Below are 10,463 nucleotides of genomic sequence, written 5' to 3' on the forward strand. Positions count from 1 at the left end.
CCGCACGCACGATGTAATCGCCACCGGCGTAGCGCTCCCCGTCGAGCACGAATCCGCCGGGCAGCGTCAGCCGGCTGGGCGGCACGTCGTGGCGATGATGATAGCCCGCACGCGCGAGCCAGCCACCCTCACGCCCGGCGAGGATCGCAGGCACCGCTACCGGCAGCAGGCGCGGCGGAGCTTCGACCGCCAGGATGTTCAGCCCCTCCGCAGCGGCGCCGAGCGGGCGCAGGCCGATCGGCAGGCGCCGCAGCGTCGACCCGAGCAGCAGATACAGGTCATGGGTCGACTCGCTGCCGTCGCCCAGATTGGCGACGCGCACGCGTTCGCCCGCGCGCCACGCATTGTCCGCGCCTGCGAACATCGTCTGCAACACCGCACCGGCGACGGACAGTCCGACCGCGACGCCGCCGAACGCGCCGATGTCGTGCGTTCGCTGCGCCAGGTCGGTCGCACGCGTGAAGCCGCTGGCGCCGAACAGGAAACCGCGGTGGGTCAGGCCGTCCTCGCCGGTGATCTCGATCGGCTGCCGCGTGGCGAGGTGACCCGCCGCGAGCGCCTGCCGTGCCGCACCCGCCGACCAGTCCCACGGAATACCCAGGTCGAGCGCCAGCGCATTGGTCTTGCCCGACGGGATCACTGCGATCGGAGGTACGCGCCCGCCGAAAACGCGCGGCGCGGCGGTCAGCACGTCGCGCACGGTGCCGTCGCCACCGTCGACGACGATCAGCTCGACGCCGCGCGCCTTGAACCCGGCGAGCGCGACAGACAATTCTTCCTGAGTCGCCGGTTCGACAACCAGCATGTCACTCGTCGCACCCGCGCGGCGGTGAACGGGATTGCCCTGCCGATTGCGGCGGCTGCGCGGATTGCTGATGACGCCCACGTGCGCCAGCTCGGGTGCGCGCGCCGTCTGTGCGCGGGGGAACGGCACGATCTGCGCGTCGCCGCGTGGTGCCTTAATCGTTGGTGCGCCCGCTACCGGAGCCCGTCCGCGCGCGGGCGCTGCAGTCTTGAAGGAAAAGTTCACTCGATCGGCGCTCCACACGCAAGTGTAACAGTTCACCTGTAGCTATGATCGGGCGAAATTGTGTCACGTTCGCCCGATTGAGAGACAGACCGCTGATCTGTCGCAATTCAGCGCGAATAACGCGTCCGCACCCGAATCGATGCGCCGCCCGCCGGAACCGGGAAGCGCACCCGCGACAGGCTAGGCAACCCGAGCGTCGTCGGCGCGTCGTTGGAGAAGCCGAATCCTTCCTTGATCGTGAACAGCGTGCGGTTGAAATCGTGATCGCCGTTCTCGTCGTGATAGGTGGCAACCGCGTAGGAACCAGGCGTGACCCAGAAGCACGCGGTGGTGGCGGGCGCCTGCGCCGGCGTCCGGACGCGCGCGAGCTTGCCGCCTTTCGCGAGGAAGCGGCTCGAATCATCGGGGTAGAGCGTGAAGACCATTTCGCCGTGCGCGTTGCGGATCTCGGTCGCGGTCACCGACAGCCGCGTCTTGCCCGCGCCTGACGTTCCCGCGCACGCCTGTGCCGCCGCATTGGGGACAAGCAACGCACTGCCGAGCAGCGCGGCAAGGCCTGCTGCTGTGTAGAATAACGGTCGTATCATGATGTCGATATGGGTCAGCGGTGTTGGCCTGCAACCCGCGTGCTCAGCGCTGCCTCAGGCGAGCCAGCTCGTCAGGCGCTCGCCACCACGCGCCCGCACGATCGCCTGCACCAGCCGCACGCCGTGGACGACCAGCGACAGGATCGTCCACACCGCGACCGCGACGATCCCCCAATCGGGCCGCGCGACCAGCAATGCGGCGAACAGGATCACCATGTTCGGATTGCGCCGTGCGGTGACGAGGCGGAAGCTGCTGTCGAACCGTTCCCACACATGGATGTGCATTCCGAAACGGACGATGAACGCGCCCTCGATCAGCCGCTGGACGACGTAGCCGAACAGCATCGCCGCCATCACCGCCCAGAATGTCTCGTCTGACAGCGCCCGTCCGTAGGGCGCGCAACCCGCCGCCCAGGCCCACCACCAGATCGGCGGGTGGACGAGGTCGACGCCGTGGTCCCACGCATTGCCGAGCTTCGATGAGGTAATCGTGCAGCGCGCGAGTTTTCCGTCAACGGTGTCGAGCACCATGAAGACGAGCCCGATCAGCAGCCCGGTCCAGAACCAGCCGTACCAGAAGGCAATCGTGGCGACGATGCACAGCACCGATCCGATCGCGGTGACGCCGTTCGGCGACACGCCGATCCGCGCGGCTAGTCTGGTCAGCGCGAGCGCCCATTCGGGCCAGAGATATTTGGTCAGGAGGTCGGTCACCCCCTTGTACGCGCCGACGTAGCTTGCGCGCTCGATTGCGGGCACTGCGGCGGGCACCAGCGCCTCGGCAAAGGGACGCTCGCGCTTGCGCAACGCCTCGTTGAAGATGCCTTCGTCGCGCTCGGTCGCGACCTGTTCGAGGTGCGGCGGAAGCGCGGCATCGCCGTTGATCGCGCGTTCGCACGCGGCACGATCGGCGGCGGTGACGTGCGCGAGCACGATCTCGCCGCGGCGCGTCAGCACGGTGCCCGGGCGCGATTGAAGCCACGCGATCCACGCGGGATCGAACACGAAGGCGAGGTTGGAGAGGATGACGGTGTCGCTCGCGCTCCCATCGTCGAATGGCAGCGCGCGCGCGGCGGCGATGCGGCGCAACCGTTCGCGCGCGGTCATGCCCCAGAGGAGCACGGGATTGTCGCCCAGCGGCACCACCGCGGGCTGGAGGGACTCGGTCGGCTGCATCGGCGGGCCTTTAGCGGCGCGGTCGGGGGTTGGCGAGAACGCGCAGCACCGCGTCGGCCGCGCGCGCCGCACCCGCGCCGCTCGCGTCGCCGAGCGCGGCGGTGGCGAGGTTGTGCTGGATGGCGGCGAAGTCGGCGTGGCGGGCAGGGGCTCGCTCGATCGCGGGGAGAAGGTCGGCGAGGTCGTTCACCACCTCACCCGCGCGCCACATTGCGTAGGAGGGATCATCTGCCCAGTCGCGTGCCTGCGCGTTCAGGAACACCGCCGGACGCGGTTGGATCAGGAACTCGATCAGCTGGCTCGACGTGTCGCCGAGGTAGAGGTCGGCCGCCGCGGTGTAGCTGCCGTCGACCGTTGCGAAACTGTCGAGGTCGACGTGGACGTGCGGCAAATTCGCGACGTGGGCGAGCACGTCACGCACCTCGGGCGCGCGCTCGATCAGACGCTGATGCGGGGCAAGGATGACGTTCCAGCCGCGCTGGTGGGCGAGGCGCTCCACCACCTGCGGCCCCCAAGCCGGCCACGATGAGCGGTGCGCCTGCCAGTGCGGCGTGTAGAGCAGCACCGGACGATCGTCGGCGAACAAGGCGCGCGCGGGGGTGCGCTGACGAAACGCCGCCTTGACGTAGCCGGTCGCCTCGATCCGCTCGGGCACCATGCCGCGGGTGAGATAGGTGGCGCGCTCCTGCTCACTCGGCACCAGGGTGTAGGCCGCGGCCATGCGTCGGCGGTCGTCGCGCGCGCTCATCGAGCCGACGCCGTGCGAGGTCTTCACGAAGCGGGTGCGCAGGAACGGGAACAGCCGCGGCAGCCACAAGCTGGTCTGCTCGGCGCAGACGACCACGCTTGTGTGCGCCAACATCGGCGCGAGACGTAGCAGCATCGGCAGCTTGGGCGGTAACACCGGCCGCTCGCCGAGCGCGGTCACGGCGATGCGGCGGAAGCCAGGCGCGCGGCGGACGCGGACCTGCGGCATGTGCGCGGTCCAGCCGGCGAGCAGATCCTCGTGGGTCGAGGTCGACACCCACAGGTCGAGCGGCAGATCGGCGCGCGCGTCGGCGAGCGCCTCGACGACGGGGAAGAGGTGCGGGATCAGCAGCGTCTCGCCCAGGAACAGAAAGGCGACCGGGGCGGCCTTCATCGCGGTTGCGCGTTCCAGCGCTCGACGTCCTCGGGCCGATCGATTTCGACCCAGCCGCCGCTCTCCTCGACGATCGCGTGGACTGCACCTTGGGTGGCGAGCGCGGCGACGACGTCGTGGTGGTAGGCGTTGATCCCGTCCGCCCCCGCGATCACGCGGTCGAGTACGGGCAAATAGCCGCTCTGCGCGCCGGCGACGATCACGCCGAGCGAGCGGTGCGTCACAGTCGTGGGCGCGAGCGCCTTCGATACCGCGACGACGCGGCCGCCTTCGACCCGGACCAGCATGTCGTCGGTGTCGGCGCGGGCGATCGGTTCAACCACTAGCCCGACGCCGGCACGGTCATACCCGCCTGCGTGCGCCAGCGCGCGTGCGAGGATCGGTCCGGTCAAGGTGGTGTCACCGTTGAGCAGGCAAAAGGCGTCGTCGAGCACGTCGCGCGCCGTCCAGACGCTCCCAATGCTGCTCGAAACCGCCCAGAACGGATTGAACCGCAGCGTGACGGCGAGCGGTGGACGATGCGTGGCGAGGTGGGCGCCGACCTGATCGTGGCGATAGCCCGCGACGACGACCGCCTCGTGCACCCCCGCCTCGGCGAGCGCGTGTAGCTGATGGTCGAGGATCGCGCGCCCGCCGACCGGCACGAGGCATTTCGGCATCAGATCGGTCAACGGCAGCAACCGGGAGCCGCGCCCGGCGCTGAGGATGATCGCGCGCATCACTGCTCCCAATCGAGGATCGGCCAGCCGTTCGCCTGCGCCAGCACACGCAGGCGGGCGTCGGGGTGAACCGCGAAGCCTTCGTCGGCGAAGGCGAGGCAGGGCGCGTCGGTGGCATGATCGCTGTAGAAGCGGATATGCTGCCGTTCGCGCGGTTCTTCGCGCGCGGCGAGCCAGGCGGAGACCGCGGCGAGCTTGGCCGCGCCATAGACGTTTGCGCCAGACAGACGGTGCGAAATGTGTGCGGCCCCGGTTTCACGCGCCTCGGTTGCGATCACGTCGTCGATGCCCAGCCGTCGCGCGATTGCCGCGGCGTAGAAACGGTGCGCGGCGGTGGCGAGCACGACGCGGTAGCCGGCAGCGCGGTCAGCCGCGATCCGCGCGACCGCGCCCCTGCGAATGTTGCCGGCGAGCTGCCGCTCGGCGAACGCCTCAGCGATCGTTGCGAGATCATTCGCGGGGATGGCGGCGCCGACCAGCAGGCGGTGCATGACCTCCTTCAACCGATCGCGACCGAGCAGTCTCCCCTTGTGCGCGACTGCAGCAAGCGCGGCGGCGGGGACGAGCGCCAACCGCCACGGTGTGCGCACTCTCGCCGCGAATAGCAGGAACGCGGACCAGGTCGGCAATCGCGTGATCGTCCGGTCAAGGTCGTAGAACGCGTAGCGGGTAGGCGCGGAGATCATGGGCGGCGGCCTCTGACGGCAAAGCTGGGCAGCAGCAAGGCGCGCGCGGCGAAGCCGTGATGCGCGTGCTCCCTCAGCGCTCAAGCCGTGTGACGTGCCCCATCTTGCGACCGGGTCGCGCCTCGCGCTTCCCGTAGAGGTGTAGGTGGGTGCGCGGCGCGGCGACCAGGTCGGACCAGCGCTGCCATTCGTCGCCGATCAGGTTCTCCATGATGACGGCGGGCGCGGTCAGCGCGGTGTCGCCCAGCGGCAGGCCGCAGATCGCGCGGACGTGGTTGGCGAATTGCGAGGTTTCGGCGCCCTCGATCGTCCAATGCCCGGAATTGTGAACGCGCGGCGCCATCTCGTTGAACACCGGGCCGTCCGCACCGGCGAAATACTCGCAGGTCAGCACGCCGACATGGCCCAGCGCGTCGGCGATCCGCCCGGTTAGCGCCGCAGCCTCGGTCCACTGCTGCGCGATCTCAGGCGGCGCGGGGACCGTCGAGCGGTGAAGGATCGCGTCGCGGTGCTCGTTCCACGGCGGGGGATAGCTGGTGATCGAACCGTCGGTGCCGCGCACGAGGATGATCGAGAATTCGTGGCTGAAGGTCACGAACGCCTCGAGGATCGCGGGGCCGCCGATCGCCTCCCACGCGGCATCCGCTTCCGACGCGTCGTTGATCCGCGTCTGACCCTTGCCATCGTAGCCGAACCGCGTGGTCTTGAGTACGGCTGGCGTCCCGATCGCGGCCAATGCAGCGTCAAGCTCCTCGCGCGAATTCACCGCCTGCCAACGCGCGGGCCGACCGCCGACCTCCTCGACGAAGCGCTTCTCAGCGACACGGTCCTGTGCGACCGCGAGGCTCTTGGGCGGAGGATAGACCGGTACACGCTCGGCCAGCCACTCGACGGGTGCGACCGCGATATTCTCGAACTCGTAGGTGACGACGTCGCACTGCGCGGCGAAGTCGGCGAGCACGACCTTGTTGTGGTAATCGGCACGCGTCAAGCTGGAGGCGGTTTGCGCGGCGACGCTCTCGCGGTCGGGGGCGAGCACGTGGGTGCGATAGCCGAGCTGGGCGGCCGCGACCGCGATCATGCGCCCCAACTGCCCGCCGCCCAGGATGCCGATGGTGCCGCCGGGGGCGAGCGGGCGGTCAAGCTGGGCGAGCGGCATGGCGGGTTCCGTCTGGCGAGAGGTCAGGGGGCTTCGGCGACGCCCGCGGTCTGCGCCGCGCGCCACGCCTGCAATCGCAGCGACAGTCCGTCGTCGGAGAGCGCGAGGATCGCGGCGGCGAGCAGCGCGGCGTTGATCGCACCGGCCTTGCCGATCGCGAGCGTACCGACGGGTATGCCGCCGGGCATCTGCACGATCGACATCAGGCTATCCATGCCCTTCAGTGCCTTCGATTCGACGGGCACGCCGAGCACGGGCAGGTGCGTCATCGACGCCGCCATGCCGGGCAGGTGCGCCGCGCCCCCTGCACCCGCGATGATAACCTTTAGCCCGCGATCCGCAGCGCCGGTCGCGTAATCGTACAGCCGCTGCGGGGTGCGGTGCGCCGAGACGACGCGGACCTCGTGCGCGACGCCGAGCGCGTCGAGCGTCTCGGCCGCGTGGCTCATCGTGTCCCAGTCGGACGTTGAGCCCATGATGATGCCGACCTGCGTCATGCCCCGCGGCGTAACCGGGCGAGCGCGGGAGGGCAATGCCCTCCGGCCCGGTTCAGGCGGCTTGTTTCATCTCCTTCATCGCGTCGGCGGTGAGCGCAAGCGAGTGCTTGCGCGCGTCATGGTCGTAGATCGCACTGGTCACCATCACCTCGTCGACTTGCGTGCGCTGGACGAAGTCGGCGATGCCGCGCGCGACCTCGTCCCGCGTGCCGATCGCGGAGCACGACAGCACGTTGTCGAGCATCGCGGCGTGCGACGGTGGCAGGCTGGCACGGTAGTTCGCGACCGGCGGCTTCATCAGCCCCGGCGTTCCGGTGCGCAGCGCGATGAACGACTGCTGCTGCGAACTGGCGATGAACTCGGCCTCGTCATGCGTGTCGGCGGCGAAGACGTTGAACCCCGCCATCGCATAGGGACGCGACAACTGCGCCGACGGCTTGAAGTCACGGCGGTAGATGGCGAGGGCCTGATCGAGTGCGTCGGGCGCGAAGTGCGACGCGAACGCGTAGGGGAGACCTAGGATCGCGGCGAGTTGCGCACCGAACAGGCTGGAGCCGAGAATCCACATCTCCGGCTTTGCGCCCGCGCCGGGCGTCGCGGAGATGCCGGTGCGGCCATCGTCGGCAAAATAGCTTTGCAACTCGACCACGTCGTTGGGAAATTGGTTGGCATCGCTGGCGAGGTTGCGACGCAGCGCATGTGCGACGCGCTGATCGCTGCCGGGCGCGCGGCCGAGGCCCAGGTCGATCCGGCCCGGATATAGCGCGTCCAGGGTACCGAACTGCTCCGCGATCTGAAGCGGAGCGGAATTGGGCAGCATGATGCCGCCAGAGCCGACGCGGATGTGCTTGGTCGCGCCTGCGACGTGAGCGATCACCACGGCGGTCGCCGCGGACGCGATCCCCTTCATGCCATGGTGCTCGGCCACCCAGTAGCGGTTGAAGCCGAGAGTCTCGGCATGGCGCGCGAGATCGGCGGCGTTCGCCAGCGACTGCGACACGGTGCCGCCTTCGACGACGGGGACGAGATCGAGGAGCGAATATAGGGTCATGGAGGAAAGATGGGGGCGGAGGCGGCGCTGTGCCAGACAGGTGAGCTTGGCTGTCGCACAGGTGAGCTTGGGTGTCGGGCTTTGACCCGCCGGCGAACCGGACTACAGCCGCGTCGATGCCGCCCGAACTCTCGCACATCGACACGTGGTTGTTCGACCTCGACAACACGCTCTATCCAGCCTCGGCAAACCTGTTCGCGCTGATCGACCGGCGGATGACCGCGTTCATCGCCGAGCTGCTGTCGCTCGATCTGGCCGAGGCACACCGGGTGCAAAAGGCCTATTTCCTTGACCACGGCACGACGCTCGCCGGGCTGATGGCGGAGCATGAGGTCGATCCCGCGGCGTTCCTGGCCTACGTCCACGATATCGAGATGGACGTGCTGGAGGCGAATGCGCCGATGGCGGCGGCGCTGGCGAAGCTGCCCGGACGCAAGATCGTGTTCACCAACGGCGACAAGCCCTACGCCTTGAAGGTGCTCGACCGGCTCGGGCTGGGCGCGAGTTTCGAGGGCGTCCATGACATTCACGCGATGGATCTGGTGCCCAAGCCCGCTCCGGCAGCCTATGCTGGGATTTGCGCCGCGTTCGGCATCGATCCGACCCGCGCCCTGTTCGTTGAGGACATGGCGCGCAACCTCAAACCCGCCAAGGCGATCGGCATGACGACCGTCTGGGTCGACAATGGCAGCGAGCAGGACCACGACGCCGATCGCAGCTTCGTCGATATCCGCGTCACCGATGTGACGCACTGGCTTGTTAGCATCACGGAGACCCTATGACCGATCTCGCCCAAACCATCGACACCGCGTGGGAGAATCGCGCCGAGATCGGGCTGACCACCACCGGCGCGGTCCGCGACGCGGTGCACGAGGCGTTGGCGCAGCTCGACGCCGGCACCGCGCGCGTCGCCGAGCCGGACGGGGCGGGGGGTTGGCGCGTCAACCAATGGTTGAAGAAGGCGGTGCTGCTGAGTTTCCGCCTCAACGACAACGCCCTGATCGACAACGGACCCGGCCAGGGCCACTGGTTCGACAAGGTGCCGTCCAAGTTCTCGGGCTGGAGCGAGGAACAGTTTCGCGCCGCGGCTTTCCGCGCCGTGCCGGGCAGCGTCGTTCGCCGCGGTGCCTACGTGGGCAAGGGCGCGATCTTGATGCCCAGCTTCGTCAACATCGGCGCCTATGTCGGTGAGGGGACGATGGTCGATACCTGGGCGACGGTCGGCAGCTGCGCGCAGATCGGCCGCAACGTCCATCTGTCGGGCGGCGTCGGTATCGGCGGGGTGCTCGAGCCGCTCCAGGCCGATCCGGTCATCATCGGCGACGGCGCCTTCATCGGTGCACGGTCGGAGGTCGCGGAAGGCGTGCGCGTCGGTGAGGGCGCGGTGCTGTCGATGGGTGTCTATCTCGGCAAGTCCACCCGCATCATCGACCGCGCGAGCGGAGAGACCTTCTACGGTGAGGTGCCGCCCTATTCGGTCGTGGTGGCGGGCTCTGCGCCGTCGTCGACCGGCACCGGCCCCAACCTCTATTGCGCGGTGATCGTGAAGCGCGTTGACGCGCAGACGCGCGAGAAGACCGGGATCAACGATTTGCTGCGGGATTGAACCTTTGCCGCGCCCGCGATAGGGCGTTTAACGCGTTAAACATCGGTGCTGCGGCGCCACCAAGAGGATTTCAGCGATGACCACGACGGCCTCCAAGGTGCTCGACCGCGTGCTCGTGCTTGAAATGGTGCGCGTGACCGAAGCCGCGGCGATCGCGGCGTCGACGCTGACCGGCCGCGGTGACGAGAAGGCCGCCGATGCCGCGGCGGTCGAGGCGATGCGCGCCGCGCTCAACGAGCTCGACATGGACGGCACCGTCGTGATCGGCGAGGGCGAGCGCGACGAGGCGCCGATGCTGTTCATCGGGGAAAAGGTCGGCAGCGGAAACGGCCCGGCGATCGACATCGCGCTCGATCCGCTGGAAGGCACGACGATCTGCGCCAAGGCCGGCCCCAACAGCCTCGCGGTGCTCGCCATCGCCGAAGCGGGCGGCCTGCTCAACGCGCCCGACGTCTATATGGACAAGATCGCGGTCGGCCCGGGCCTGCCCGCCGGCGTCATCGACCTCGACAAGTCGCCGACCGACAACATCAAGGCGATCGCCGCGGCCAAGGGCGTGGCTCCCAACGAGATCATCGCCTGCGTCCTCGATCGCCCGCGCCACGAAGCGCTGATCGCCGAGCTGCGGTCCTTGGGCGTCGGCGTGATGCTGATCGGTGACGGCGACGTCGCCGGCGTCATCGCCACCGCCGATCCCGACACGACCATCGACGTCTACATGGGCTCTGGCGGCGCACCGGAAGGCGTCCTCGCCTGCGCCGCGCTGCGCTGCGTCGGTGGCCAGTTCAAGGGCCGGCTGCTGTTCCGCAAC

Annotated in this window: 12 protein-coding genes; 3 read left to right on the forward strand and 9 right to left on the reverse strand. The window is 68.8% G+C overall.

The annotated features are described in order from the left end of the window. The 9 genes from QZ847_RS04075 to QZ847_RS04115 form a co-directional block, all read right to left on the reverse strand. Positions 1-934 (reverse strand): diacylglycerol kinase family protein (locus tag QZ847_RS04075; RefSeq protein WP_294353292.1); only part of this gene is annotated, 934 nt, incomplete at its 3' end. Positions 935-1,137: 203 nt separating this feature from the next. Continuing rightward, positions 1,138-1,617, reverse strand: a complete 480-nt coding sequence (locus QZ847_RS04080) for a DUF2141 domain-containing protein (protein ID WP_294353294.1) — start codon at positions 1,615-1,617, stop codon at positions 1,138-1,140. Positions 1,618-1,671: 54 nt separating this feature from the next. Beyond that, positions 1,672-2,793 (reverse strand): CDP-alcohol phosphatidyltransferase family protein, encoded by a 1,122-nt coding sequence (locus tag QZ847_RS04085; protein ID WP_294353296.1) that lies wholly within the window; start codon positions 2,791-2,793, stop codon positions 1,672-1,674. Positions 2,794-2,803: 10 nt separating this feature from the next. Beyond that, the gene (locus QZ847_RS04090) at positions 2,804-3,934 is read right to left on the reverse strand and encodes a hypothetical protein (protein ID WP_294353298.1); all 1,131 of its coding nucleotides are present in this window, start codon (positions 3,932-3,934) and stop codon (positions 2,804-2,806) included. Continuing rightward, positions 3,931-4,653 (reverse strand): NTP transferase domain-containing protein, encoded by a 723-nt coding sequence (locus QZ847_RS04095; protein ID WP_294353300.1) that lies wholly within the window; start codon positions 4,651-4,653, stop codon positions 3,931-3,933. Before QZ847_RS04095 ends, QZ847_RS04090 begins: the two co-directional genes overlap by 4 nt. After that, positions 4,653-5,339 carry an HAD-IB family hydrolase gene (locus tag QZ847_RS04100; protein WP_294353302.1) on the reverse strand — a complete coding sequence of 229 codons (687 nt, stop codon included), beginning with the start codon at positions 5,337-5,339 and terminating at the stop codon, positions 4,653-4,655. Before QZ847_RS04100 ends, QZ847_RS04095 begins: the two co-directional genes overlap by 1 nt. A 73-nt stretch (positions 5,340-5,412) precedes the next feature. After that, the gene (locus tag QZ847_RS04105) at positions 5,413-6,498 is read right to left on the reverse strand and encodes a 5-(carboxyamino)imidazole ribonucleotide synthase (protein ID WP_294353304.1); all 1,086 of its coding nucleotides are present in this window, start codon (positions 6,496-6,498) and stop codon (positions 5,413-5,415) included. A gap of 23 nt (positions 6,499-6,521) precedes the next feature. Beyond that, complete coding sequence (purE, locus tag QZ847_RS04110) at positions 6,522-6,995, reverse strand: 5-(carboxyamino)imidazole ribonucleotide mutase (RefSeq protein ID WP_294189296.1); 474 nt, start codon at positions 6,993-6,995, stop codon at positions 6,522-6,524. A 52-nt stretch (positions 6,996-7,047) separates the two neighbouring features. Next, positions 7,048-8,046 carry an LLM class flavin-dependent oxidoreductase gene (locus tag QZ847_RS04115; protein ID WP_294353306.1) on the reverse strand — a complete coding sequence of 333 codons (999 nt, stop codon included), beginning with the start codon at positions 8,044-8,046 and terminating at the stop codon, positions 7,048-7,050. Between the two features lie 116 nt (positions 8,047-8,162). Between QZ847_RS04115 and QZ847_RS04120 the strand changes: the two genes are divergently transcribed. From QZ847_RS04120 to glpX, 3 genes are all read left to right on the forward strand, one after another. Beyond that, a complete protein-coding gene (locus QZ847_RS04120; protein ID WP_294192673.1) occupies positions 8,163-8,828 on the forward strand; it encodes a pyrimidine 5'-nucleotidase in 666 nt (221 codons plus the stop codon). Then, the gene (gene dapD / locus QZ847_RS04125) at positions 8,825-9,652 is read left to right on the forward strand and encodes a 2,3,4,5-tetrahydropyridine-2,6-dicarboxylate N-succinyltransferase (RefSeq protein WP_294192671.1); all 828 of its coding nucleotides are present in this window, start codon (positions 8,825-8,827) and stop codon (positions 9,650-9,652) included. The genes QZ847_RS04120 and dapD overlap by 4 nt, the downstream gene beginning before the upstream one ends. Before the next feature lie 76 nt (positions 9,653-9,728). Beyond that, positions 9,729-10,463 (forward strand): class II fructose-bisphosphatase (gene glpX / locus QZ847_RS04130; protein WP_294353308.1); only part of this gene is annotated, 735 nt, incomplete at its 3' end.

This window comes from uncultured Sphingomonas sp. (assembly GCF_913778135.1).
GTDB lineage: Bacteria > Pseudomonadota > Alphaproteobacteria > Sphingomonadales > Sphingomonadaceae > Sphingomonas.

Bases quoted from the DNA above. Each gene is read 5' to 3' on its own strand.
- purE (WP_294189296.1), bottom strand. From the start codon at position 6,995: ATGACGCAGGTCGGCATCATCATGGGCTCAACGTCCGACTGGGACACG.
- QZ847_RS04080 (WP_294353294.1), bottom strand. From the start codon at position 1,617: ATGATACGACCGTTATTCTACACAGCAGCAGGCCTTGCCGCGCTGCTC.
- QZ847_RS04105 (WP_294353304.1), bottom strand. From the start codon at position 6,498: ATGCCGCTCGCCCAGCTTGACCGCCCGCTCGCCCCCGGCGGCACCATC.
- QZ847_RS04085 (WP_294353296.1), bottom strand. From the start codon at position 2,793: ATGCAGCCGACCGAGTCCCTCCAGCCCGCGGTGGTGCCGCTGGGCGAC.
- QZ847_RS04100 (WP_294353302.1), bottom strand. From the start codon at position 5,339: ATGATCTCCGCGCCTACCCGCTACGCGTTCTACGACCTTGACCGGACG.
- dapD (WP_294192671.1), top strand. From the start codon at position 8,825: ATGACCGATCTCGCCCAAACCATCGACACCGCGTGGGAGAATCGCGCC.
- QZ847_RS04115 (WP_294353306.1), bottom strand. From the start codon at position 8,046: ATGACCCTATATTCGCTCCTCGATCTCGTCCCCGTCGTCGAAGGCGGC.
- QZ847_RS04120 (WP_294192673.1), top strand. From the start codon at position 8,163: ATGCCGCCCGAACTCTCGCACATCGACACGTGGTTGTTCGACCTCGAC.
- QZ847_RS04095 (WP_294353300.1), bottom strand. From the start codon at position 4,653: ATGCGCGCGATCATCCTCAGCGCCGGGCGCGGCTCCCGGTTGCTGCCG.
- QZ847_RS04090 (WP_294353298.1), bottom strand. From the start codon at position 3,934: ATGAAGGCCGCCCCGGTCGCCTTTCTGTTCCTGGGCGAGACGCTGCTG.